The 24,906-nt window shown below is 58.5% G+C and carries 20 protein-coding genes; 13 read left to right on the top strand and 7 right to left on the bottom strand.

Going from position 1 to position 24,906, the window contains the following annotated elements:
• Positions 1-128: 128 nt before the first annotated feature.
• The 5 genes from ASB66_RS03105 to ASB66_RS03085 form a co-directional block, all read right to left on the bottom strand.
• Positions 129-1,160 carry an ABC transporter ATP-binding protein gene (locus ASB66_RS03105; RefSeq protein ID WP_060717365.1) on the bottom strand — a complete coding sequence of 344 codons (1,032 nt, stop codon included), beginning with the start codon at positions 1,158-1,160 and terminating at the stop codon, positions 129-131.
• The gene (locus ASB66_RS03100; RefSeq protein WP_060717364.1) at positions 1,157-2,191 is read right to left on the bottom strand and encodes an ABC transporter ATP-binding protein; all 1,035 of its coding nucleotides are present in this window, start codon (positions 2,189-2,191) and stop codon (positions 1,157-1,159) included. The genes ASB66_RS03105 and ASB66_RS03100 overlap by 4 nt, the downstream gene beginning before the upstream one ends.
• Before the next feature lie 8 nt (positions 2,192-2,199).
• Entirely contained in the window at positions 2,200-3,339 is a 1,140-nt protein-coding gene (locus ASB66_RS03095; protein ID WP_081088973.1) for an ABC transporter permease, read from the bottom strand.
• Between the two features lie 9 nt (positions 3,340-3,348).
• Entirely contained in the window at positions 3,349-4,335 is a 987-nt protein-coding gene (locus ASB66_RS03090) for an ABC transporter permease (RefSeq protein WP_060717363.1), read from the bottom strand.
• A 219-nt stretch (positions 4,336-4,554) separates the two neighbouring features.
• Complete coding sequence (locus ASB66_RS03085) at positions 4,555-6,456, bottom strand: ABC transporter substrate-binding protein (protein ID WP_081088972.1); 1,902 nt, start codon at positions 6,454-6,456, stop codon at positions 4,555-4,557.
• 516 nt (positions 6,457-6,972) lie between these two features.
• On the opposite strand from ASB66_RS03085, the gene ASB66_RS03080 reads away from it, so the two are divergent.
• The 11 genes from ASB66_RS03080 to ASB66_RS03030 all read left to right on the top strand — a co-directional run bounded on the left by ASB66_RS03080 (position 6,973) and on the right by ASB66_RS03030 (position 19,664).
• Positions 6,973-7,989 (top strand): ROK family protein, encoded by a 1,017-nt coding sequence (locus ASB66_RS03080; RefSeq protein WP_234823912.1) that lies wholly within the window; start codon positions 6,973-6,975, stop codon positions 7,987-7,989.
• A gap of 17 nt (positions 7,990-8,006) precedes the next feature.
• Entirely contained in the window at positions 8,007-9,752 is a 1,746-nt protein-coding gene (locus ASB66_RS03075; RefSeq protein ID WP_060717362.1) for an amylo-alpha-1,6-glucosidase, read from the top strand.
• Positions 9,753-9,945: 193 nt separating this feature from the next.
• Positions 9,946-11,121: an extracellular solute-binding protein gene (locus tag ASB66_RS03070; RefSeq protein ID WP_060717585.1), complete on the top strand. Its 1,176-nt coding sequence runs from the start codon at positions 9,946-9,948 to the stop codon at positions 11,119-11,121.
• Between the two features lie 120 nt (positions 11,122-11,241).
• Positions 11,242-12,339: an ABC transporter ATP-binding protein gene (locus ASB66_RS03065; RefSeq protein ID WP_060717361.1), complete on the top strand. Its 1,098-nt coding sequence runs from the start codon at positions 11,242-11,244 to the stop codon at positions 12,337-12,339.
• Positions 12,336-13,214 (top strand): ABC transporter permease, encoded by an 879-nt coding sequence (locus ASB66_RS03060; protein ID WP_114386214.1) that lies wholly within the window; start codon positions 12,336-12,338, stop codon positions 13,212-13,214. Before ASB66_RS03065 ends, ASB66_RS03060 begins: the two co-directional genes overlap by 4 nt.
• A gap of 3 nt (positions 13,215-13,217) precedes the next feature.
• Entirely contained in the window at positions 13,218-14,060 is an 843-nt protein-coding gene (locus ASB66_RS03055) for an ABC transporter permease (protein WP_060717359.1), read from the top strand.
• A gap of 310 nt (positions 14,061-14,370) precedes the next feature.
• A complete protein-coding gene (locus ASB66_RS03050; protein ID WP_060717358.1) occupies positions 14,371-15,714 on the top strand; it encodes an extracellular solute-binding protein in 1,344 nt (447 codons plus the stop codon).
• A gap of 76 nt (positions 15,715-15,790) precedes the next feature.
• Entirely contained in the window at positions 15,791-16,681 is an 891-nt protein-coding gene (locus tag ASB66_RS03045; RefSeq protein WP_060717357.1) for a carbohydrate ABC transporter permease, read from the top strand.
• A 7-nt stretch (positions 16,682-16,688) separates the two neighbouring features.
• Complete coding sequence (locus ASB66_RS03040) at positions 16,689-17,576, top strand: ABC transporter permease subunit (RefSeq protein WP_060717356.1); 888 nt, start codon at positions 16,689-16,691, stop codon at positions 17,574-17,576.
• Positions 17,577-17,616: 40 nt separating this feature from the next.
• Complete coding sequence (locus tag ASB66_RS03035; RefSeq protein WP_060717355.1) at positions 17,617-18,762, top strand: sn-glycerol-3-phosphate import ATP-binding protein UgpC; 1,146 nt, start codon at positions 17,617-17,619, stop codon at positions 18,760-18,762.
• Positions 18,759-19,664, top strand: a complete 906-nt coding sequence (locus ASB66_RS03030; protein WP_060717354.1) for a sugar phosphate isomerase/epimerase family protein — start codon at positions 18,759-18,761, stop codon at positions 19,662-19,664. Before ASB66_RS03035 ends, ASB66_RS03030 begins: the two co-directional genes overlap by 4 nt.
• Before the next feature lie 66 nt (positions 19,665-19,730).
• On the opposite strand, the gene ASB66_RS03025 is transcribed toward ASB66_RS03030, so the two are convergent.
• The gene (locus ASB66_RS03025) at positions 19,731-20,369 is read right to left on the bottom strand and encodes a response regulator transcription factor (protein WP_114386212.1); all 639 of its coding nucleotides are present in this window, start codon (positions 20,367-20,369) and stop codon (positions 19,731-19,733) included.
• The gene (locus ASB66_RS03020; protein ID WP_114386210.1) at positions 20,366-21,436 is read right to left on the bottom strand and encodes a sensor histidine kinase; all 1,071 of its coding nucleotides are present in this window, start codon (positions 21,434-21,436) and stop codon (positions 20,366-20,368) included. The genes ASB66_RS03025 and ASB66_RS03020 overlap by 4 nt, the downstream gene beginning before the upstream one ends.
• A 326-nt stretch (positions 21,437-21,762) precedes the next feature.
• On the opposite strand from ASB66_RS03020, the gene ASB66_RS03015 reads away from it, so the two are divergent.
• Both ASB66_RS03015 and ASB66_RS03010 read left to right on the top strand, forming a co-directional pair.
• A complete protein-coding gene (locus tag ASB66_RS03015) occupies positions 21,763-23,496 on the top strand; it encodes an ABC transporter permease (protein ID WP_060717352.1) in 1,734 nt (577 codons plus the stop codon).
• A gap of 78 nt (positions 23,497-23,574) precedes the next feature.
• Positions 23,575-24,885: an ABC transporter ATP-binding protein gene (locus tag ASB66_RS03010; RefSeq protein ID WP_060717583.1), complete on the top strand. Its 1,311-nt coding sequence runs from the start codon at positions 23,575-23,577 to the stop codon at positions 24,883-24,885.
• The last annotated feature ends 21 nt before the right edge of the window (positions 24,886-24,906 follow it).

Below are 24,906 nucleotides of genomic sequence, written 5' to 3'. Positions count from 1 at the left end.
CACAGAAACGTCCAAAAGTCCGCGCCAGGCCAATCGCGCATTCTACTGCACAGTTTGCGCCGCAAATCGAGTCACATTTGCGCAAGGACCTTGGATCGGCGCTGGGTCATTACCTTTCGGGAGCCCCTTCAGCGAACCCCCACCAGATCCAGTTCTGCGGCGCGATGACAGCGCACGGCATTGTCGCTGCCAGCTAACGCTTCCAGCTGCGGCTCAACCTGACGGCAGATGTCGGTCGCATAGGGACAGCGGGGGTGAAAGACGCAGCCTGACGGCGGCTTGGCGGCATTGGGAATTTCACCCTTGAGGATGATCCGCTTCTTGGCGGCGTTGGCGCGGGGATCTGGCTGCGGCACAGACGACAGCAAGGCCTCGGTATAGGGATGGCGCGGCTTGTCGAACAGGCTTGCCGTATCGGCAATTTCCACCAGCCTGCCCAGATACATCACACCAACGCGGTTGGCGATATGCTCGACCATCGACAGGTCATGGGTGATGAACAGATAGGTCAGGCCGAACTGTTCTTGCAAATCCTGCATCAGGTTGACGACCTGGGCAGCGACCGAAACATCCAACGCCGAAACCGCTTCGTCGGCGGCGATGAAACTGGGATTGACGGCAAGCGCCCGGGCAATGCCGATGCGCTGGCGCTGACCACCGGAAAAAGCATGCGGGTAACGGCTCATGAATTCGGGACGAAGGCCGACGAGCTTCAGCAGTTCCGCCACCCGGTCCTCGATTTCGGACCTCGCCACCTTCTTGTTGATCAGCGGCTCACCGATAATTTCCAGCAGCCGCAGGCGCGGATTGAGCGATGAATACGGGTCCTGAAAGATCATCTGGACTTCATCGCGCAATTCGCGCATCTCGGCATTGCCCGCCTTGGCGATGTCGATCAATGATCCATTGCGGCGGCGGAATGTTACCCGGCCCTCGGTGACCGGAAAAGCCCGCAGCAGCAGCCGAACGACGGTGGATTTGCCCGAACCGCTTTCGCCAACCAGTCCCAGGGTCTCGCCTTTGCGCAATTGAAAACTGACATTCTCCACCGCACGCACGGCACCGGTCTGGCGTCCGAGAAAGCCGGAATGGATCGGAAAATGTTTCTTCAGATCGGCGACATCCATCAGGAGGTCCGGTGCCATGGATAGCTCTGTCATTGGGCGGCCCTCCCTGCTTGCGTCGCTTCCGCGACAACATGACAACGGGCCATGCGTTCATCATCGATCCGGGTGACGGGTGGGTAGATGCGCCGACAGTCGCCGTCTCTGGCAAGCCCGCATCGGGGGTGAAACACGCAGCCATCAGGCAGGTTGAAGGGATCAGGAATCATGCCGGGAATGGTGTTCAGCCGGTGCTGTTTCGCCGCCCCAAGCCGTGGGATGGAATTGAGCAATGCCCGCGTATAGGGATGTTTCGGATCGTAGAAAATATCCTCGGTCCGCCCGGTTTCCACGACATTGCCGAGATACATCACCGAGACCCGGTCAGCGATATCGGCGACCACGCCGAAATTATGGGTGATGAAGATGATCGACATGCCAAGCTCGGCTCTCAACTCCTTCAGAAGATCAAGGATCTGCGCCTCGGTGGTCACGTCCAGCGCCGTTGTCGGCTCGTCGGCAATCAACACCTGCGGCCGACAGGCGAGCGCAATGGCGATCATGGCGCGCTGGCGCATGCCGCCAGAAAGCTGGTGCGGATAGCTGCGCATCATCTCATCGATACGCGGCAGCCGGACCATGTCGAGCACTTCCTTGGCGCGTTTTTCGGCATCCGCCTTGCTGCCTTGGCTATGCAGCAGGATCGGCGTCATCACCTGATGGCCAATGGTATGGACCGGCGACAGTGCCGTCATCGGCTCCTGAAAGATCATACCAATCCGGCCACCGCGCAGGGCGCGCATGTCACGGCCATTACGATCCAGCCTGGCAATGTCGGTCGTCTTGCCGGGAACCCCATTGAACAGGATCTGGCCATCGGAAATCTTGCCAACCTTGGGCAGCAATTGCATGATTGCCCGCACCGTAATGGATTTTCCAGAACCACTTTCCCCAACGATGCCAAGCACTTCGCCCGGCATCAGTTTCAGGTTGACGCCATCGACGGCCCTGACCACCCCTTCTCGGACATGAAAGTGAACCTTGAGATTATCGATCTCGATAACAGGCTTTACGCTCTCTGGGGGCATGACGTCACTCATTTGCTGTAGGGATCGGCTGCATCGCGCAGGCCGTCGCCGAGAAAATTGAAGGCAAGGACGACGATGACGATGGCCGCCCCCGGCGCTAACAGCCAAGGCGCCTGCGAGATTGTGCGCAGGTTTTGCGCCTCTTGCAGCAGCACACCCCAGCTCACCACCGGCGGACGCAGGCCAAGACCAAGAAAGCTCAATGCCGTCTCCCCAAGGATCATGTCCGGCACGGAAAGCGTCAGTGCCGCGATGATATAGCTGGTCATCGACGGCAGCATGTGTCGGGTAATGATCCTCGATTCCGAGGTGCCGCAAAACCGGGCGGCCAGCACGAAATCCTCGTTTTTCACCGACAGGAAACGGCCCCGAACGGTGCGGGCTACATAGGTCCAGCCAATCAGCGACAACAGCAGCGTCACGAGGAAATAGACAAACAGCGGATCCCAGGTGATCGGCAGGGCGGCGGCAAGCCCCATCCACAGCGGGATGGTGGGAATACAGCGCAGGAATTCCATGCCGCGCTGGACGATATTATCGGTGATCCCGCCGAAATAGCCGGAAATTGATCCCAATGTCAGGCCGAGAACGAAGCTGACGGCAACGCCGATCAGACCGACCGACAGCGAAATGCGCCCACCATAGATCAACCGCGACAGCACATCGCGTCCCAGCGTATCGGTGCCGAGCAGGTTGATCTTGTCCTGCCCTTCAGCACCAAACAGACGCAGGTTCCCCTCGATCAAGCCCCAGAACCGATAGGTCTGTCCCTGGACGAAAAATCGGATCGGCACGATCTTGGTCGTATCCGGCTTGTACATCGGCCTCAAGGTTACGGGATCGCGGGTGCGGGTCGTCGCATAGACGAAGGGGCCGTGGAAATTCCCCTCCTCGTCAAACAGATGCAGTGCCTGGGGCGGCAGCAATGTCGTACGGGCATTGCCCTGGAATGCATCATAGGGTGCCGTGAATTCGGCTAGTCCGGTGACCAGATAGGCCAGGATGAGGATAATCCCCGAAACCATCGCCACCTTATGGCGCTTGAACCGCCACCACATCAATTGCCGGGGGCTGGCCTGATAGAGTTTTTCCGCACGCCCGGCTTCGGGCCGGGCCTCATCCATGTCGTTGAGCGTTACATTGGTCATGGTCTGCTCCTATCGGTAGCGGATGCGCGGATCGGAGACCGCCAGCAGGATATCGGACACGATGGTACCGAGGATCGTGAAGACGCCGAGAATGAGGATGAAGCTTCCCGACAGATACATGTCCTGGCTTTGCAGCGCGCGCAGCAGCAGCGGTCCGGTGGTCGGCAGGTTCAGGACCACGGATGTGATGACATCCCCGGAAATCAGCGCTGGCAGCGCCCAGCCAATGGTCGAAATGAACGGGTTGAGCGCCACCCGCACCGGATAGCGCCAAATGACGCTCCATTCCGTCAGGCCTTGGGCCATTGCGGTTTCGACATAGGGCTTGTTCAGCTCATCCAGCATATTGGCGCGCACGATGCGGATCAGGCCAGCCGCACCGCTGGTCGAAAGCACCAGCAGCGGAATCCACAGATGGCCGAGCATGTCGGCGACCTTGGCAAGGCTCCAGGGCGCATCCTGCATCTGCGGAGAAAACAACCCGCCGACATTCATGCCCATCCAGGAATAGGCCAGCCACATCAGGATCAGGGCAGAGAGAAACTCCGGGAACCCACGGCCGAGAAAGCCAAAAACGGTGAAAAAATAGTCGAGGAACGAATATTGCCGCGCGGCGGCATAGACCCCAATCGGGATGGCAATCACCCAGGTGAGCAATAGCGATGAAAAGGAGATTGCCAGGGTCAGCGCCAACCGACCCCAGATCAGGTTGGAGACTGGCTGATTGTAGGTCAAGGAGGTGCCGAAATCACCGTGCAGAACGATATTACCGATCCACTGCGAATATTGCTCATACATGGGACGATCCAGGCCGAGCTGATGGCGCAACCGCTCCTCGGTACCTTCAGGCGGGGTATCGCCATTCGCCCGCATTTCCGCGACAAGGGCTGTGGCGTAATCGCCTGGAGGCAGCTGGATGACCGTGAAGGCGGCGATGGACACCAGAAACAGCATGGGAATGGCCCAGGCAAACCGGTTCAAGATATAGGATGTCATCACGTTCTCCCGACCATTCCGACGAAGCGTCATTGAAAATGACGCTTCGTATTCCTTTTGCCGACATCTCAAGCCGACGATGGATTTGAGATATCTGCACTCCCTTGCACGCGAGGATGCATGGGCATCTTCACGCCCTGATATTGCCTTGTACGGTCGCGTCCTCGCACACAAGGAAATTTGCGGCGGCCCGCAAAGGTGCCAGGCCGCCGTCACCGATCATTTTTTGAAGAACAGCTGCGCCGGAATGGCATTGCCTTCATTGCGCAGGGCTTCTTCGTTGGTCATCACATCGGGAAAATTGCCGATCTTGTTGTTGACGACGAAGGGCGTGACAGACTCGCCTACAAGACCGATCATCCAGACATTGTCCTTCATGACGTTGATCATGTCCTTCATGTGCTGGTTGGCTTCATCCACGGTCTTCGAGCTTGACGCGGCGGTCCAGGCGTCAAACAGCTTGCGGATCGGGTGATCCTTCGGCGGTTCAGTGCCGCTCTTGCCAGCGGAATTATACCATTCGAAATAAGCGTTGGCATAGGATTCGCGACCAAGCAGCAGGGTCGGATCGGCCTGCGGCATCAGCAACCGGTCGGCATAGGCGGTGATGATATCGAAATTGCCGGATTTGATATGCTGAAGGCTGGCGGTTTCATCGACCGAACGGATCAGCCCTTCAATGCCGATCTGCTGCCAACCCTGACGGATCACCTCAACCATTTCAGGCGGAATATTCTCGTCAATTGTCTCAATCACCAGGCTGAGGCGCTTGCCATCCGGCCCGGTGCGGAACCCGTCGGCACCCTTCTTCAGACCGATTTCGTCCAGCAGCGCATTGGCACGATCAATATCGAGACCTGTCCACTTGGTCTCGAATTCGGGGTCGTAATAGGGTGATCCCTTGGCCGGCGCGGCAGCTCTTGGTATCGCCAGGCCGGAAAACACTGTTTCGTTGATGGCTTCGCGGTCAATCGAGATGCTCAACGCTTCACGGAAGCGAATATCGTCGAACAGCTTGCGCTTAACCTCGTTGGTATCGTTGATATTGGGGATGATCGCCAGGTTTTCGCCGCTCTTCCAAGGATGAACGGTGTAATTGCCAGCCTGTTCGTTTTCCTTAAGCAGCGGATAATCGCGCGCTTCAACGAAACGCGACTGGAAATCGATCTGCCCCTGAACGATCATCAGGTTGACCGCCTGATGATCCTGGAAGAGCTTGGCTTCGATCCGGTCTATATAGGGAAGCTGGTTCCCGGCCTTGTCAGTTGCCCAGTAATAGGGATTACGCTCGAAAACGATGGTGCTGGCCGGTGGCGGCGTCACGACCTTCCAGGCGGTCACGACAGGCAGATCCGGGTTCAACCACCAGGCCTGGATCACGCCCTTCAGATCCCAGAGCGCCCGCCAATTGGGAACACCCTTGGCCTTGACGATGGCATCCAGCTCTGCCGCCGTGCTGTATTTCGGCAGGAATTTCTTCAGATAATGGGCTGGCTGGATAAAGCTCGGCTTGTCGAGACCCGGCCATCCCGTCGATTGAACCGCCAGAACATAAGGAAACAGCGCATAAGGCTGGGCAAAGCTGACCTTGAACGTATGCGCATCGACAATGTCGAGCTTCATCGGCTTGCCGCCGGAAAACAGGAAGCCGGGAGGGCTGGGGTTCAGATCGGCATTGAGGAATAGATCCTCATACCAGAATTTCACATCTTCCGTGGTCACCGGCACGCCATCGGACCATTTCATGCCATCGAGCAGCGTGAAGGTAAATTCGGTTGAATCGGCATTGGCCGACCAGCTTTCAACGAAACGCTGTACCAGATCGACCTTGCCGTCGGACGATTGCTGTAACTTCAAGGCGCGCTCTTCGATCAGCTTGGTGGACCCCATGCGGTCACCGATGCCGCTATAGGCGCGCCGGAGCGTGCCGCCATAGGTGCCAATCTCGTTATAGACAGGAATGATGGCAGGCTTCTTGGGAAGGCGCTGTTCGACCGGCGGGAGCTTACCCGCATCGACCTGGCTCTTCAGCATCGGCGCCTCGCCGAACGCATAGGCATTGCTCAGCGACAGCATGACGCCAAAACCACCGCCAACCCATTTCAAAACGCTTTTCTGCATCGAATTTTCCTCCTGATGGCCACCGGTGAACGCAAGTGATGGTTCACACAATTGCGCGGGCCGGCTTCACCTTGCTGTTCCCTTGCAGGTGAGACGGCGGATGATGGGAAATACAGCGCCGTGCGGTCACCACATCCACAAAATCGCTGTAGCAACTTATTATCCCTGCATAATCTGCTGCCCGGCCGCCCCGAAAACCGATGCAATCATGCAGTCTGTCATCGTCTTTCCTGGCCACCTCCGCCAGGCAAAACCGGATCCGCAAATGCCTTGGAACTTCTTAATTGGTTCGTTGACATGACGAACGAAATAGGATTTGCAGTTATGTGTCAAGCGAATTCGTGGAGAAGGATAAAAGCCCGCCAAACAGCGCGATTGCCTGGGTTGGGCCTGACGTTTGTCACTCCTTTACCTGCGATTCCGCAATGTCCCGCCTCTTGGCGAGAGAGACTTGACAGGGCAAATACCAGTCCATAATAGTTCGTCAACACACCGAACAAAACAGGAAATGCAATTGTGCCCAGCTCGGCGAAGCATTTGCTAAACACCGAAAGCTCCCGCGAAAACGCTAGGGGGCGTGGCCGAGTCTCTAGTCGTAGCCTCGGCAATGGGTGGGTTATCGGCATCGATCTCGGCGGCACAAAGATTCTGGCCGGTATCGCCCGCACCCACGAGCAGATCGTAGCCACACGTGAAGAACCCACACTGCACGGCGAAGGTGCACCCGTTCTCGCGCAAATGGCAAGACTGATTACCGCTCTCCTTTCGGATGCCGGTGCTGTGGCGCAAGAGTTGGACAATGTGGTGATCGGCGTTCCAAGCGCTGTCGATCCTCAAACCGGCCTTTCCTCTCTCTCTCCCAATCTGGCTCTGCCGGTTGACCGGCCCCTCGCGGACCTGATGTCGCGCTTCGTTTCCTGCCCGGTGACTGTGGAAAATGATGTCAATCTCGCCGCCTATGGCGAAGCATGGGCAGGTGCCGGTCAAGGGCTTGGCTCACTGGTGTTCGTTTCGTTCGGAACCGGCGTTGGCATGGGTATCGTGCTGGACGGAGAGCCATGGCGCGGGGCGGCTGGCCGGGCTGGCGAAATTGCTTATCTGCCTGTCGGCCCAGCGCCCCATGAGACAGCACCCTTGTCGGAAAACGGACTTTACGAGGATGGCGTTGGCACGAACGGTATCCGCCAAAGATTCACCACAGAGGGCGAGACCGTTGCCGATCTGTTTTCGCTGGCACGATCAGGCAATGAACAGGCCCGGTCTGCCATCGATAGCGTCGCAAAACAGGCATCGATCGGCATTGCCGCCGTCCATGCGCTGCTGGACCCGGCAGTCACGGTGATTGGCGGCGGCATCGGCTCCCAACCAGAATTCTTCAGCCTTTTACAGGCCCATCTGCAACCCTTGCTGCCGTTCGAAAGCCCTTTGAAACAAAGCAGGCTCGGCGTGCAGGCGGGGATGATTGGCGCCGTGGCACTGGCCTTGAAAAATCGCATCCCGCATGCGGAAAAATCCGATACGAAAAACCTATAGCGTGACAGGGGAGAGACATGGAAAAAGCCAAGGCAACTGCGCGGACAGACGGATTGGTGGAAAGCGAATTGCCCTTGCAACTCGCATTCATGGCGCCCCGCTTGCAAGGTGATTTTCTGCCGGAAGGACGGCTTGAGCTGTCACTATGGGGTTGCGGCCGGATCGCAAACATCACCCTTCACGCTTGGACCGGCCCCTTCGTCTATGGGCCGAACCAGATGACCGGCAAAGACCATGGCCTCTATGTCGCCCAATCCGCCCCGGTCCTGATGCTAACCGGCAGCCAGTTGAAATCCACACGCCCGGCACGACGATGCGCCTGGTGGGGAACACTGACCAAGCCGGAAAAAGTAACGCGCAGCGGGGCAAGGCGGATTATCCGCACACCATGGGGTGTGGCCATGGTTGAAGACAAAGGCGACGGCGTGATCGTCATTGCCGCAGGTGCCAGCGACACGGAAGCCGAACGGGGCATGGCTCTGCCTGTCGAGACGATCATTGCCGAGAGCAAGGCCCATGTGACGCGCTGCGACCTGCTGCCCCAAGCCCCACCGCTGATGCGCAGCATGGCAATCCAGAGCGCCCATGCCTCGCTCTCCAGCATTCGCCGTGCCGAAGACGGTTCCTTTCTGGGGCTTGCCGCAGGCCAGGCCTATAGCGCCCCGACCCGCACCTATTACCGCGACGGCTACTGGACCTTGCAGGCCCTGCTGCATCTCGAACCGGAGGCCGTCCGGGGCCAGATCGACCTGCTAGCAACCGGCATCCAGCCCGATGGTGAAAGCCCGAGCGGCGTCATTCTGACCGGCCCGAAACAGGGCGAGGAATGGGAGAAATTCCGCACCACCTCCGACGACTATAAGATGGAGCATCTGCGGCGCACCGACTGGTGGAGTGATCATTTCGACAGTCCGCTGTTTTTCATCCTAACGATTGGCGATTATATCCGCACCACCGGCGACACAACCGTCCTTACCCGTCACTGGAAAACCATCGAAGCGATTTTCCGCCGCTATCAGGGCTTCGACACAGCCGGAAACGGCTTGCCCATCAAGCCACGGCATGACCGAGATTGGGCCGACAACGTCTACCGCCATGGCTATGTCGCCTATGATCTCGGGCTCTGGATCGGCGCGCTGGATGCAATCGCAGAATTCGGCGCCCATCAGGACGAGGCTTTGGCCAAAGAGGCAAAGCAGACGGCAATCACCGCCCGCGCATCGCTGGATGAAGCGCTTCTCACCCCCCATGGCTGGTATGCCGATTACGGCCTGAAAAGCGATTTCGTCGAAGATCATCTGACACTCGACAGCCTGACGCTGCTGCGGTTCGATGCCGTGTCAGGTGAACGCGCCAGAACCGTGCTTGGCCATGTCGCGGCCCTGCTGGAAACCCGCAACAATGCCCGCCAGCCCTATGGCGACTGGGGTGTGATGTGCGCCTGGCCGCCGTTCAAACGACCCGCCGATACCCGCGCAAAATCCGCCTTTGCCTATCGCTATCACAACGGCTCCGACTGGCCCTATCTTTCCGGCCTCTATGCTGAGCAGCGATTGAAATACGGCATGGATGGCTGGGATTATCCGATGCTGCGCTGGTGGCAGACAAGCCTTGAAAACGGCTGGATCGGCTCGGTCGAATATTTCTCACCGCCCTTTGGGCGCGGCTCGTTGCTCCAGGGCTGGACCGGCATGCACGCCGCCGCCATCCTGCAATACAGACCGCAGGTTGAAGCGGCGATTGCCAATGGCCACGCCGCCTAAGACGAGGAACTGTTAAAACCCGTTCCCGGGCTTATGGGTCTCCTGTCCTATTCTCCCAAGACAGTTCTGAAATGCAGCATACATGTCGTCACGATAATATGCCTGCATCTATACGTTGACATCAAGTCGCATACTAACATATCACTATCATCGGGAGCCCTTTTCGAGGGTGGAAATCTGGGAGGATATGTTGGTGACGATCAATAGAAGAACATTCATAGGCACGGCTGCTGGTGTTGCCGGACTAAGCCTGTTGCCGCGTCTTGGCATGGCCGCCCCCAAGCAACCGGCCAGTCCTGTCACCATCACCGTCGCTGATGTGGCCGGCAACCTGGCACTGACCCAGGGCATGTTCGAGAAATATGCTGCGGCAAAACCGCAATGGGTGTCGCGTTTTGCCTTCACAAAGGCCCCGGCCCCGGAATTGCCATCAAAGCTTAAGGCGCAACAGGCCGCGGGCAAGGTCGATATCGACCTGGTACTAACCGGCACGGATGCGCTGGCCGCTGGTCTTTCGCAAGGACTTTGGGTTGATCTGTCCGCCCATAAGGCAGACCTGCCGGATCTTGAGAAAATCCTGCTACCGCAGGCCTTCAAGATGCAGGCGCTGGCCCAAAACCAGGGCGTCGTCGTTACCTATTATCCGTCTGGGCCGTTGATCGAATATATGCCTGACAGGGTCAAGCAGGTGCCGGGCACTGCCGAGGAACTGCTGGCCTGGACCAAGGCCAATCCAAAGCGCTTCATGTATGCGCGCCCCGCCAATTCCGGCCCGGGCCGGACATTCCTGATGGGTCTTCCCTACCTGCTGGGTGATAAAGACCCCAAAGATCCCGTCAATGGCTGGGCCAAGACCTGGGATTACCTGAAGGCAATCGGCGAAAACGTCGAATATTACGGCACCGGCACCACGCAGGTGATGAAGGAGCTTGGCGAAGGCACCCGCGACATTGTCGTCACCACCACCGGCTGGGATATCAATCCCCGCGTGCTCGGCATCGTGCCGGAAGAGGCCAAGGTGGCAACCCTCAAAGGCTTCCATTGGGTCACCGACGCCCATTATGCTGTTATTCCAAAGGGTGTTTCGGAAGAAAAGCTCGCGGTCTTGCTGGATGTCATCAACTTCATTCTTCAGCCCCAACAACAGGCGATTGCCTTTGACGATGGCTATTTCTATCCCGGCCCGGCGGTCAAGGATGTGACGATTGCCATGGCGCCCCAGAAGAGCCAGGACGCCATCGCCGAATTTGGCCGCAAGGAATATGACGGCTGGATCGCCAACAACCCGCTGGAAGTGCCACTCGATCCATCAAAGATCGTCGATGCTTTCCGCATTTGGGACGAAAAGATCGGCGCAGCCAAGGGCTGAGCCTTTGCCCCGCCGGGCTTAGCGCGGCGGGGCCTATACGCAATGTTTCAAATATTTTTCCCTCGGATCTCCGGGTCTGGGAGAGCTTGCCTATGATTTTTCCGCAGACAGGAGAGCAACGTGGTCGCGCCAGCCCCATTATCGACACCGGGTACACAGCCCAAACAAGGCGCGCGTCTTGAGCTTGTCGGCCTTCGCCGTGCCTTCGGGGCCTATAAAGCGCTTGACGGTATTGATCTGGCCATTGAGCCGGGCGAATTCATCGCGTTGCTCGGCCCTTCCGGCTGTGGAAAATCCACGGCGCTGAACTGTATCGCCGGACTTTTGCCGCTGACGGGTGGCGAAATCAGGGTCGGCGGCCAGCGAATCGATCAATTGGAACCGGAAAAGCGCGGCTTCGGCATGGTTTTCCAGAGCTATGCCCTGTTTCCGCACATGACCGTGCGGCGCAATGTCGGCTTCGGCCTCGCCATGCAAGGCATCAAAGGCACGGAAGCCGACCGTCGTATCGAAGCAGCCCTTGAGTTGGTGCGACTCGGTTCGCAGGCGGATAAATTGCCGGGACAACTCTCCGGCGGCCAGCAGCAGCGTGTCGCCATTGCCCGCGCCATCGTCATCCGCCCGCCGGTGGTGTTGATGGACGAACCGCTTTCCAACCTGGATGCCAAGCTGCGGCTGGAAATGCGCGCCGATATCCGCGCCATTCACGACCAGATCGGCTCGACGACCATCTATGTCACCCATGACCAAGACGAGGCGCTGTCGATGGCCGATCGGATCGTGGTGATGAGCCAGGGCCATATCCGCCAGATCGGCACGCCGGAAGATCTTTACATGCGCCCGAACCATGTCGATGTCGCCGATTTCATGGGCTTTCGCACCCGGATTGCCGGGCGAATCACAGCCGTATCCGGCGATGAGGCCCAGATCGAAGCGGCGGGCGCAACCACTGTCGGCACGCCCCGCCAACCTGTTCAGGTCGGCGATGCGGCTGTGCTGAGCGTCAGGCCGGAGGATATGATCGCCGTCCAGGATGGCAGCGGCATTCCGGTGACGGTCAAATCCATGGAATATCGCGGCAGAGCCTATTTTGGTGCCGCAGAAGCCAGCGACGGCGCAGAGGTTCATTTTCGCTCGGATATACTGCTGCCACGCGGCACTACCACCAGTGTTCGTCCGGCAGAAGGCCGCGCCCTGATCTTTAAGGGTGATGCATGAGCCAGTCTTCGCTTCGTGTCTCGCTTGCAGCCAGGGGAATAGACGGCACGACGCTGCTGGTCCTGCCGGGCCTGCTGGTCATCCTCGCTCTGTTCATCTATCCGTTCATCTTCGGCGTAATCGACTCGCTGACACCAGCAGAGGGCGCCTGGTACGCCAATTACGTCACCTTCTTCACCGATCCGTTTCAATATAAGACTATTTCCGCAACGCTCTGGCTGGCGTTGCCGGTCACGGTGGTCAATCTGGCTTTAGCCTTGCCGATTGCCTTCCGGGTGCGGCTGATGACGCGCCAGCGTTTTCTGACCACCATTCTCGTGCTGCCGGTTACGCTCGGCACCGTCTTCATTGCTGATGGTCTGTTGACCTTTCTCGGACCCCAGGGCTGGTTCAACCGCAGCCTGATCCTGATCGGCATTCTCGATACGCCGATCAAGCTCACCAATAATTACTGGGGCGTGTTCGCATCGCTGCTGATTTCGGGCTTTCCTTTCGCCTTCCTGCTGACGCTGTCCTACGTCACCGGCATTGATCCGGCCATCGAACAGGCGGCGGCAACGTTGGGGGCCAATGCCCGCAAGCGCTTTATGAACGTATTTCTGCCGCTGCTGGTGCCTGGCCTTGCTGTTACCTTCTGCCTGTCCTTCGTGCAGGCCTTTGCGGTCTTTCCCTCGGCTGTGTTGCTCGGTGCGCCAGCCGGGCCGACGCGGGTGATTTCGATTGCCGCCTATCAGGCCGCCTTCGAGCAATATAACCACTCGCTGGGCTCGGCCATCGCCATCATCATGGGCATTATCGAACTGGCAATCGTCGCGGCCATTCTGGCATTGCGCTCCCTCTTCTATCGCGGCCCCGTCGCCGGAACGAAAGGCTAGATCATGATCCGCGATCAGGGCATCGGCTCAAAACTCTGGCGTATGGCGGTCTGGGCGCTCGCCGGGCTGTTCATTCTCAACCTCGTGGCGGTGATTGCCTCCGTCGTGGTCAATTCCTTTGCCCGGCGCTGGCTTGGTACATGGCTGCCGACCGGCTGGACGACACGATGGTATTCCGACGCCTGGAGCGAGTTTCAGCTATCCAGCGTCGTTGCCGTCACCTTCCAGATCACCTTCACCGTGGTGATCATTTCCGGCCTGCTCGGGGTTATGACCGCCTATGCGCTGGCCCGGCGGGATTTTCCCGGCAAAAAACTTGTGATCCTCACCTTCCTGCTGCCGCTTCTGGTACCGCCGCTCACCTATGGCATTCCGCTGGCCACGGTTCTCTACCAGGTCGGCCTTGGCGGTACCTTCTGGGGCGTGGTGCTGATCAATCTCGTGCCGTCCCTGCCCTTCGTCATCCTTGTCATGATCCCCTTTATCGAGCAGATCGATCCGCGCATCGAGGCCGCTGCCAAGGTCTTTGGTGCCGGAACCTGGAGCCTGTTCACCCGCATCCTGCTACCGCTACTGTTGCCGGGCATGCTGGCCGCCCTGCTGCTGGTGCTGGTGCGCACCATCGCCATGTTCGAACTAACCTTCCTGATTGCCGGGCCGACGACACAAACGCTGGTCGTGTCGCTCTACTATGCGGTCTTCGCGTCCGGGGTGCGGGCATCGCAATCCATCGATGCCATGGCCGTGGTCTATATGGTCACCACCCTGTTCTGGCTGGTCATCGCCCTGCAATTCGTCAGCCCCACCCAGATTGTCGCCAGGGCAAAACAGCAACCGGCGGCGTGAACCGATAAACAGCACCGCGCTCTATGGAAAGCGCGGTGCAGTCAATTATACCAAGTCTCGAAGATGCTGACGCATCCTCGACTTGAAGGGGTTTTGAATATCTCAAATGTATTAGAGACTTGAGATATTCAAAAGTGGAATACAAAGAGTGATTTTCAATGACTCTTTGTATTAGCCTGTCACCGATCAGACGAAAAATCTTCACGCCAGCGTCATGGAAGCGTAGTCGAGCCATCATAAATGCCCGCTAGAACCCCCTCAATTTCCGGGGGTAAAGCGGAATTGTTTTCCTGAAAACGAGGCATTTGCGATGAAAAACTACGCTTTGAAAACCGTGCTGGCTGGCCTATTGGCTGCCACGACGCTGGGGGCAGCACCGGCTATGGCCGAAAAGGTCAAGTTCGAGTTCTGGCATGGCCTGAGCGGCGACCTTGGCGAGCGCGTCCAGGACGCCTGCCGCAAGTTCAACGACAGTCAGGCCAATTTCGAAATCGTCTGCACCTCTCAGAACGATTACGACACCACCCTGCAAAATACCATTGCCGCCTACCGCGCCAAGAAGCAGCCCGCCATCGCCCAGATCTACGATGCGGGCACGCTGGACCTGATGCTCTCAAAGGCCTTTATTCCCGCCAAGAAACTGATGGCCGACAATGGCTATAAGATCGACTGGAACAATTATTTCGGCGGCATCGCCAATTACTACGCCACGGCGGGCGGCGAATTGCAGTCTTTCCCATTCAACTCTTCGACCGCGATGTTCTATTACAATGTAAGCGCGTTTGAAAAAGCTGGCATTACCTTCAAGCCGGATACCTGGGAACATGTCGAGGAAGCAGCGCGCAAGCTGAAGGCCGCTGGCTATGAGTGCCCGCTGGGCTTCAATTTCGATCCATGGCCAATGCTGGAACAGTTTTCCGCCATCCACAACCAGCCAATCGCCACAAAAGCCAATGGCTATCAGGGTCTCGATGCCGAACTGGTGTTCAACAAGACCAAATTCGTGGATCATGTAAAATTCTTCAAGAAGATGCAGGATGAGAAGCTGTTCGTGGTCAAGACCAAGCAACTCGGCATGGATGTCGTTCCGGCCTTCACCTCGCAGACTTGCCAGATGATCCAGTCGTCGATTGCCGACCACGGCACCGTCGGCAAGACACTGCCCGCTGACGTCAAATGGGATGTCGCCATGCTGCCGGTCTGGAAGGGTACGGAGCGCCAGAATTCGCTGGTGGGCGGTGCTTCGCTCTGGGTTCTCGCCGGTCGTCCGGAAGCGGAATACAAGGGGGCAGCTGCCTTCCTTAACTTCCTCGCCCAGCCGGACATGGTGCAATGGTGGTCAACGGTGACTGGCTATATTCCCGTCACCAAAACCGGCTTCGATGCGATGAAAGCCAATGGTTTCTACGATAAGGCACCTTACAAGGGCCGTGAACTGGCCATTGCCAGCCTGACCTATACGCCGACATCCGACACCAGCCGTGGCATCCGCCTGGGCAGCTTCACCCAGATCCGCAAGGAAGTCTCGACCTCGTTTGAGGCGATCTTCATGCAGAATGCCGATGTACAGACCCAGTTGGACCAGACGGTCGAGCGTGGCAACGCCATCCTGCGCCGCTTTGAAAAGACCTATGCCGGTCAAAAGCTGAACTAAGCCTCGGCGCTCATTACTCCCGGAAGTCTGCCTTAACGGCAGGCTTCCTCCTTCATTCCAGCATATTGGTCACGACATGGAACAACGCGCCGTTTTCAAGAACTGGTGGCTGCCTATCCTGTTTGCGCTGCCGCAGATCATTCTGATCATCCTGTTCTTCTACTGGCCGGTGGCTGCTGTGGTGAACTGGGCCTTCACCCTCGAACCGCCGTTTGGTGGTGCTGCGGAATTCGTCGGCTTTGCCAATTTCAAGGATGCGCTGACCGATCCCTTCTACTGGAATTCGGTTTATGTCAGCTTGATCTTCGCGACAGTCGGGCCGTTCTTCGCCATTCTCATCGGCCTTGTGCTGGCGCTTGCGGTAGACCGGCAATTGCCCGGCACCGGTTTCTTCCGGTTCTTCTACATCCTGCCCTTCGCCATTGCCGGACCGGCTGCGGGTATCGCCTTCCGCTTCATCCTCGCACCCGATCGCGGGCTGGCGGCCATGGTCAATTCCTTTTCTCCAGATCTCTGGAACCCGGCCAAATACGGCAGCCATGCGCTGGCGCTTGTTATCATCGTCTTCATCTGGAAATGGTCAGGCTATACATTCATCTTCCTGCTGGCAGGCCTGCAATCGGTGCCACGCGCCCTCAGTGAAGCCGCCGCCATGGATGGCGCCGGTCCCTTGCGCCGCGCCTTCGATGTGCAGGTGCCACTGCTTGCCCCAACCCTGTTTTTTCTGCTCGTCACCATGATGACGGAAGGCTTTGTTGGCGCTGACACATTCGGCATCGTCCACTCGATGACGGGTGGCGGGCCGAACCATGGCACCGAAGTCATGGTCTACAGGATCGTCGATGAGGCGTTCAAGGGTCTCAACTATTCCGGCGCATCAGCCCAAAGCATCATTCTGATCGGGCTGATCATGATCTGCACTTTCATCCAGTTCCGCTTCATTGAGAAGCGCGTGCATTACAAGTGAGGCCGGAATGATCCAGCGCACACCAATTGCCAACGCCGTCACCTATCTCATCATGGTCCTGGGCCTCCTACTGCTGATCGGACCATTCATCGTGGTGATCGCTGGCGCCAGCCAGACGATGCCGCAGGTCAATGCCGTTCCCTTCAGCTTCCTGCCGCAGGGCGAGTTCCTGACCAATGCCAGCCAGGCATGGTCGCGGGCTGATCTCGGTACGGCGATGACCAACAGCCTGATCATGGCGGCCCTGGTGACACTGGGAAAAGTCGCGCTATCGGCCATGACCGCCTTTGCCATCGTGTTTTTCCGCACGCCGCTAAAGCATGTCTTCTTCTGGGGCGTGTTCATCACCCTGATGCTGCCGCTCGAAGTCCGGGTGGTGCCGACCTATGCGGTGGCAGCCGATCTGTTCCAGCCGGTCAAATCCATCCTGTCCACGCTGTTTGGCATCGACATCAAGATCGAGTGGAACCTGCTCAACACCTATGCGGGCCTGACCCTGCCGCTGATCGCCACGGCAACCGGCACCTTTCTCTACCGGCAGTTTTTCATGACGCTGCCCAATGAATTGGCCGAGGCGGCGCGCATGGACGGCTCGGGGCCGATCCGCTTCTTCTTTGAAATGTTGCTGCCGCTCTCGCGCACCAACATGCTGGCGCTGACCACCATCATGTTCGTCTACGGCTGGAACCAGTATCTCTGGCCGCTGCTGATGGTGACCGATCCGAACTACAAGACGGTGATGATGTCGCTGCGCTCACTGCTGCCGTCTGACAACGGCATCCCCGATTGGAACGTCACCCTCGCGGGTTCTCTGATGATCATGGCCCCGCCGCTGATCGTGGTTGCCGTGCTGCAACGCTGGTTCGTGCGCGGCCTGGTCTCCACGGAAAAGTGACGCTGAAAAGCGCCTGCAAGAACAATAAGGTTCAAAGACAATGGCTGATATCGACATCCGCGCGGTGCGCAAGAGCTACGGCAAGACACCAACCCTGCATGGCATCGACTTGCTGTTTGGCTCAGGTGAATTCGTGGTCATCCTCGGTCCCTCCGGCTGCGGCAAGTCCACGCTGCTGCGGATGATCGCCGGGCTGGAAGACATTACCTCGGGTGAAATCGCCATTGATGGCCGTGTCGTCAACACATTGGAGCCACGCGAGCGTGGTTGCGCCATGGTGTTCCAGAATTACGCGCTCTACCCGCATATGTCAGTGGCTGGCAATATCGGCTACGCGTTGAAAGTGGCGGGCGTCCCCAAAGCCGAGCGTGACCGGCGCATTACTGAGACCGCAAAAATCGTCGGCTTGCAGGATTATCTGGACCGTCGGCCCGCCGCTCTTTCCGGTGGCCAGCGCCAGCGTGTCGCCATGGCCCGCGCCATCATCCGCGAGCCAAAGGTCTTTCTGTTCGACGAACCACTGTCCAATCTCGATGCCAAGCTGCGCGTCACCATGCGCGCCGAAATCCGCAAACTGCACCAGCGCCTGTCAGCGACATCGGTTTTCGTGACCCATGACCAGGTGGAAGCGATGACACTTGCCGACCGGCTGGTGGTGATGAACCGTGGCCATGTGGAACAGGTCGGCAGACCGCTCGACATCTATCATCGCCCGGCCACCACGTTCGTTGCCTCTTTCATCGGCTCCCCGGCCATGAACCTGTTTGACGCCCGCGTCGAAGTGGAAACCTCCACCATTCGCCTCGGTGGTGCATCGGTCGAAATCGATCCAGTCGTCGCCCATACCCTGAGAGGACGAGATGTGATCGTCGGTATTCGCCCGGAACAATGCCGGCTTGCCAGCCACGGCCAGGGTGTCCCGGCACTCATCGAATTCGTCGAAGAACTGGGTGTTGGCCGCGTCGTCCATTGCGAACTGGCTGGCCATCCCTTTGCCATTGCCGTCCCCGAAGAAGCGCAGGTCACGGCTGGCGACACGATCGGGCTGTTGCTGCCGCAGCAGCAATTGCACTTCTTTGACAGCGAGAGCCAGAAGCGGATCGACTTTTCTCCCATGACGGGCGCGGCAAACAGCCCCGCCAACAGCCAAATACCATCGCATCAACCCACTGGAGTTCTTTCATGACCGACACCATTTCCGCCATCGGCTTTTGCAATCGCACCGGCAAGGGCGATCTGACGACACTGGACGTCTCACTACGCGAAATCGCCGATTCCGGTGCGACTGCCTGCGAAATCGGCATTTATGGCGAAGAAATCATCTCCGGTGGCCGTATCATCGAAGATCGCACCCAGCGCGTCACTGACATTGTCAGCCAATACAGCTTCAAGAAATTGTCCTTGCATGGCCAGGTCAGTTCCAATTTCATGGACCGAGAGCATCTGCATCTGCAAAAGAACGTGGTTCGCGCCATGCTGGAACTGTGTGACCGCCTGGGTGCCGGTATCCTCGTTCACCATTCCGGTGCAGCCCAGCCGGTAGAAGGTGTTGACGGCGCGGATCTCGACAAGATGGAGCGCGAGGCCCTGTTGGAAATGGCCGATGTCGCCAAGGGTTATGGCGTGCGCATCGCGCTTGAAAACATCTTCACCACCGAGACTGGTCAATATCGCCAGACGCCAAGCCAAGTGGCCGAAACGGTCAAGGCCATCAGCCATGACCATGTCGTCGCCCTAATCGATTTCTCCCATGCCTATATCGAATCCACCTTCAAGGGCCTGGATTTCCGTGAGCAATTGCGCGCCATGGCACCGGTAACCGGCCATCTCCACGTTCATGACAGCTTTGGCCTGCCTTATACGATGAAGGAATTCTTCCATAATGCGGAAGCAACTGCGCTCGGCATTGGCGACCTGCATCTGCCGCTCGGCTGGGGCGACATCGCCTGGGATGAGATCTTCGCCGAACTCACCTTCCTGCCCGACACCATGCTGATCATGGAAATCGGCGCCGAACGCTTCCTCGACCAGCAGCCCCGCTGCCTGGACCGCGCCCGCGAACTGGCCAATCTGGTGAACCTGCGCTGATCTGGCTCCGTGCTTGATCAGACAATAACCAACGGTAGCGCCGCTCTTCTGGGTGGCGCTATCCTCTCAATCCGGCACCGCGAGCCGATCCCAGATCCGCACCAGATCGGCGACGGATTTGGCATTGAGTTTACGCATCAACTGGGCGCGGCGAACCTTGACGGTGATTTCACTGACACCGAGATCCCCGGCAATCTGTTTGTTGAGACGCCCCTGGACAACGAGTTCCATCACTTCCCGCTCGCCCGGCGTCAGCGTTTGCCATAACTCCATCAAGCCAGAGGACAGATGATCCTGCCTTCGCTGTGCGCGATCATTTTCTATGCCCTGCTGAATAGCGTCGAGCAGATCCTGATCCCGAAATGGTTTGGTCAGGAACTCGATGGCACCGTTTTTCATCGCCTTGACCGACATGGGGATATCGCCGTGACCGGTGATGAAAATCACCGGCAGCCGTATACCCAGTTTCGCCATCTGCTGGTGAAACTCAAGACCGCTCTGGCCCGGCATCCGCACATCGAGCACCAGGCAACCGGGAGCATCAGCAAGCGGCATCGCCATGAATTCCTGGGTGGATCCATAGGCGCAAACAGCAAGGCCGACGGAGGCCAGCAGATCCTCCAATGCGGCGCGCACCGAGGCGTCATCATCGATCACATAAACGACCGGCTCATGTTCATCTTGGTGAGGCGGGTTAGTCATCATGCCTTACTCTCTTCGCTTAAGGGCAGACTGAATTGCACGACAGTCCCCATGCGATGCGCGGACGTCACGGAAATACGCCCACCATGCGCCTCAATGATCGAACGGCTGATGGCAAGGCCGATGCCCATGCCGCTTTCCTTTGTGGTCCAGAACGCTTCAAACAGATGATCCAGCGTCGATTGCTTCATGCCGGGACCTGAATCGGCGACAGCAAGCACGATCCTGTCATCGCAATCGAGAAAGGTCGAGACCAAAAGTTCGCGTTTGAAACTGGGAACGGCGGCCATGGCTTCAATGGCATTGAGCAGGAGATTACCGATCACCTGCTGGATCTGGATACGGTCGGCCAGCACCGGGGGCAGGTCTTCCGCAAGGGCCATCTCCAGGGCGATGCTGTTGCGCTCAAGTTCATGTTCGGCCAGGCCGATGGCCTCAGTCGTCGCCGCATTGAGATCGAAACTCTCCCGTTGCGGCGGTTCGCTCCTGGCCAGCCGCCGTACCCGCACAATCACATCGCTGGCGCGTTTCACGTCGCTGGCGATCCGCTCCGCTGCCTGGCGGGCGCGATCCAGATTGGGTGGCGTATGATCGAGCCAGCGGCGGCAGGCATCGGCACTGGTGGCGACGGCGGCCAGCGGCTGATTGACCTCGTGGGCAATCGAGGCCGTCAGTTCCCCCAGCCTCGTCAACCGCGCCATGCGGGAAAACTGCGCCTGTGCATCGTAAATAGCGGCCTGGGCGGCAACGATTTTCAAGGCGAGATAGGTCGTCACCCCAATAGCACACGTGCTGATGCCGCAATTCAGCAGCCCGGATTCGAACGATCCGCGCCGGGTCAGGAACAGGCTGAGTACCGTCAAGCAAATGCAGACCATGGCCAGGGCGACGACGCCGCGCATCGACAGGAAGCCGATGGCGATCAGAATGACCGCGATATAGAACACCGCAAAAGCGATCTCGAAATTGGTGATCGTATCGGCTGAGAAGATACAGACCAGCAGAAACAGGATGAACACGGCTCTCAGCTTCGGCCGGTTCTGGTGCTGAGAAAACAGAATGTGTTTCATCCTTCGGTGGCCATGGCTGTTTCTTTGCGCAAAAGGCCGAGGCCCTCTCGCAAAACATCGAGGGCCAGATCGGCCCAAACCAAATTACGCAGGAAAGCGCCGCAGCGACAGTCCCGCAGGGCCGAATATACAAAAGTATATTCTCCCTATGCCTAAGCCATGCCTGCCTTTCCTTAAGCGCGGTGGCGTCAGATGTCCGGTCATTCTATAGGATTATCAGGCGCTTCGGGGATCTGCGGATCAAACCCTCAAGCCTGAAATTGCCTACCCCTAAAATTGCCGTGTCATCCCTCCCTATGACGCTTCGCGAAATAGAGGCCCGTCCCATGATCCATCCCAAATTCGCTCCGCTTGCCATCCGCCGCTCCCACCTTCCGAACCATTGGGACCTGATGGCGCTGCTGTTGATTATCGGCGTCATCGTGCTGTTTGCCTATGGTGAGCGGGTGACGACGGTTCCGCTGTCGGTGCTCGATGCCGCTCCGCTGTCGCTCGATCCCACCAATCTGCCGATCTATGCGCTGCGCACCATTCTGCGCATGTTGGCAGCCATCGTGTTTTCGCTGATCTTCACCCTGATCTACGCCTCGGTTGCCGCCAAGAGCAGGCGTGCTGAAATGGTGATGATCCCGATCCTCGATATCCTGCAATCGGTGCCGATTCTCGGCTTTCTGACCTTTACCGTCACCTTCTTCCTCAATCTTTTTCCCGGACGGGTAATCGGTGCGGAACTGGCCGCGGTGTTTGCGATTTTCACCAGCCAGGCCTGGAACATGACCTTCAGCCTCTATCAGTCGATGCGCAGCCAGCCGAAAGATCTCGACGAGGCAACCCGCAGCTTCCAGCTGAGTGGCTGGCAGCGATTCTGGCGGCTTGACGTGCCTTTCGCCATGCCCGGCCTGGTGTGGAACACCATGATGTCGATGTCCGGCGGCTGGTTCTTCGTCGTCGCCTCTGAAGCCATCACTGTCGGCAACACCACGATCACCCTGCCGGGGATCGGTTCCTACGTGGCTTTGGCTATCAAGCAACAGGATATCCTCGCGGTGTTCTATGCCGTCATCGCCATGCTCGCCGTCATTCTTCTCTATGACCAGTTGATGTTCCGGCCGCTGGTAGCCTGGGCCGACAAGTTCCGCTTCGAGACCACCGCCTCGGGCGTGGCTCCCAGTTCATGGATGCTGGACTTGTTGCGCAAGGCCCGCGTTACCCGACTGCTGCTCGCGCCTCTGAGCTGGGTGGCCCGCCAACTCTGGACATTGCGCCTCCCCAAACTGCGGAGCACCGGTTCAAAAACTGCCAGCCCTGCGACCTCGAGGGTCATCGACTGGATCTGGATCGGCATCATTGCGGGCATGGCCGCATGGGCTGCCTATATCAGCTTCGATTATCTGCGGGCCAGCATCGGCTGGTCGGAAATCCCAACCGTTATCCTCTATGGCTCCATCACCTTGTTGCGCGTCATTGTGCTGATGGCCATCGCAACCGTGGTCTGGGTGCCGGTCGGGGTGTGGATCGGCCTGCGTCCGAAGCTCTCGGAAAAAGTCCAGCCGCTGGCGCAGTTTCTGGCTGCCTTTCCAGCCAATATCGCCTTTCCGGTGTTCGTGGTGGTGATCGTGCATTTCGGGCTCAATGCCGATATCTGGCTGAGCCCGCTGATGATCCTCGGGACCCAATGGTATATCCTGTTCAACGTGATCGCCGGTGCCAGTGCCTTTCCAAGCGATCTCAAGGAAGCGGCTCGCAGTTTCCACATCACCGGATGGCGCTGGTGGTTCAAGGTCATCCTGCCCGGCATTTTCCCTTACTACATCACCGGCGCCATCACGGCTTCGGGCGGCTCCTGGAATGCCAGCATCGTTGCGGAAGTGGCAAGCTGGGGCGATACCCAACTGACCACGCCGGGCCTTGGCTCCTACATCGCCAATGCGACAACGGCAGGCGATTTCCCACGGGTCGTGCTCGGCATCATCGTCATGTGTACTTTTGTGACGCTGTTCAACCGGCTGGTCTGGCGTCCGCTCTATGCCTATGGCGAAAGCCGCCTGCGCCTGGGCTGATCAAAACCCCATCAAACGGGGTGCCTTGGCACCCCAAACACCACAGACATGATGTCATCCGACAAAAGGATTGTTCCCATGCTTGATCTTATCACCAAGTCCCCGCTGATCGATATCGCCCAGGTCTCCCGCTCCTTTCCCAAGGCCAGCGGCAACGATGTTGTCGTGCTCGAAAATGTCGATCTCACCATCAAGGAAGGCGAAATCGTCGGCCTGCTCGGCCGCTCCGGCTCCGGCAAATCGACGCTGCTGCGCATCATTGCCGGCTTGCTATCGCCCTCTTCGGGCAGCGCCCGCTATCGCGGCACCGAAATCGATGGACCACCTCCCGGTATCTCGATGATCTTTCAGTCCTTTGCCCTGTTTCCCTGGCTGACCGTGCTTCAGAATGTCGAACTCGGCCTGGAAGCCAAAGGCGTAGACCGTACCGAGCGGCGCTCGCTTGCCTTGGCGGCCATCGACTTGATCGGCCTCGACGGGTTTGAAAACGCCTATCCGAAAGAGCTGTCCGGCGGTATGCGCCAGCGCGTCGGCTTTGCCCGCGCCCTGGTGGTCCATCCTGATCTGCTGTTGATGGACGAGCCTTTTTCCGCCCTCGACGTGCTGACCGCCGAAACCCTGCGCACCGACATGATCGATCTGTGGATCGAGGGCCGCCTGCCAATCAAATCCGTGCTGATCGTCACCCACAACATCGAGGAAGCGGTGCTGATGTGCGACCGCATCCTGGTGTTTTCCTCCAATCCGGGCCGGGTGGCGCGCGAATTAAAGGTCGATCTGCCGCATCCGCGCAACCGGCTTGACCCGGTGTTCCGCCAGCTGGTGGACAGCATCTACGCGCTGATGACGGCGCGCGCCGAACCGCGCCTGCCCGCCATGGATGGCATTCCCGGAACCGGTATGGGCATGGTACTGGAGCCGGTTTCGACCAATATCCTGTCGGGCCTGATCGAGGCGCTCGCAGGCGCACCCTATCATGGCCGCGCCGATCTCCCCGTTCTGGCCGGTCAGCTGCAATTGGAGGCAGACGAGCTGTTTCACCTTGGCGAAGCGCTCCAGCTTTTGCGCTTTGCCCATTTAAGCGAAGGCGATCTGGTGCTGACCGAGGCCGGAACCCGCTTCGCCCATCTGGAAACCGATGCCCGCAAAAAACTGTTTGCCGAGCATCTGGTCAGCTATGTGCCTCTGATGGGCCTGATCCGCCGGGTTCTGGATGAGCGCCCAAGCCACACCGCACCGGCAGCGCGGTTCCGCAACGAATTGGAGGATTACATGAGCGAATCCTACGCCGACGATACGTTGAAGACCATCGTCTCCTGGGCGCGTTATGCCGAACTGTTCGCCTATGACGAACGCACCGAAATGTTCAGCCTGGAAAACCCGGAATAGGCTGAACAGGCACGATTAGAA

The organism is Gillisella vitis, assembly GCF_001541345.2.
Classification (GTDB): Bacteria; Pseudomonadota; Alphaproteobacteria; order Rhizobiales; family Rhizobiaceae; genus Allorhizobium; species Allorhizobium vitis.
This window is presented reverse-complemented; position numbering and strand designations above follow the sequence as displayed.

Bases quoted from the DNA above. Each gene is read 5' to 3' on its own strand.
- ASB66_RS03020 (WP_114386210.1), bottom strand. From the start codon at position 21,436: ATGAAACACATTCTGTTTTCTCAGCACCAGAACCGGCCGAAGCTGAGA.
- ASB66_RS03030 (WP_060717354.1), top strand. From the start codon at position 18,759: ATGACCGACACCATTTCCGCCATCGGCTTTTGCAATCGCACCGGCAAG.
- ASB66_RS03075 (WP_060717362.1), top strand. From the start codon at position 8,007: ATGGAAAAAGCCAAGGCAACTGCGCGGACAGACGGATTGGTGGAAAGC.
- ASB66_RS03025 (WP_114386212.1), bottom strand. From the start codon at position 20,369: ATGATGACTAACCCGCCTCACCAAGATGAACATGAGCCGGTCGTTTAT.
- ASB66_RS03090 (WP_060717363.1), bottom strand. From the start codon at position 4,335: ATGACATCCTATATCTTGAACCGGTTTGCCTGGGCCATTCCCATGCTG.
- ASB66_RS03085 (WP_081088972.1), bottom strand. From the start codon at position 6,456: ATGCAGAAAAGCGTTTTGAAATGGGTTGGCGGTGGTTTTGGCGTCATG.
- ASB66_RS03045 (WP_060717357.1), top strand. From the start codon at position 15,791: ATGGAACAACGCGCCGTTTTCAAGAACTGGTGGCTGCCTATCCTGTTT.
- ASB66_RS03055 (WP_060717359.1), top strand. From the start codon at position 13,218: ATGATCCGCGATCAGGGCATCGGCTCAAAACTCTGGCGTATGGCGGTC.
- ASB66_RS03100 (WP_060717364.1), bottom strand. From the start codon at position 2,191: ATGCCCCCAGAGAGCGTAAAGCCTGTTATCGAGATCGATAATCTCAAG.
- ASB66_RS03035 (WP_060717355.1), top strand. From the start codon at position 17,617: ATGGCTGATATCGACATCCGCGCGGTGCGCAAGAGCTACGGCAAGACA.
- ASB66_RS03095 (WP_081088973.1), bottom strand. From the start codon at position 3,339: ATGACCAATGTAACGCTCAACGACATGGATGAGGCCCGGCCCGAAGCC.
- ASB66_RS03050 (WP_060717358.1), top strand. From the start codon at position 14,371: ATGAAAAACTACGCTTTGAAAACCGTGCTGGCTGGCCTATTGGCTGCC.
- ASB66_RS03060 (WP_114386214.1), top strand. From the start codon at position 12,336: ATGAGCCAGTCTTCGCTTCGTGTCTCGCTTGCAGCCAGGGGAATAGAC.
- ASB66_RS03010 (WP_060717583.1), top strand. From the start codon at position 23,575: ATGCTTGATCTTATCACCAAGTCCCCGCTGATCGATATCGCCCAGGTC.
- ASB66_RS03040 (WP_060717356.1), top strand. From the start codon at position 16,689: ATGATCCAGCGCACACCAATTGCCAACGCCGTCACCTATCTCATCATG.
- ASB66_RS03105 (WP_060717365.1), bottom strand. From the start codon at position 1,160: ATGACAGAGCTATCCATGGCACCGGACCTCCTGATGGATGTCGCCGAT.
- ASB66_RS03015 (WP_060717352.1), top strand. From the start codon at position 21,763: ATGATCCATCCCAAATTCGCTCCGCTTGCCATCCGCCGCTCCCACCTT.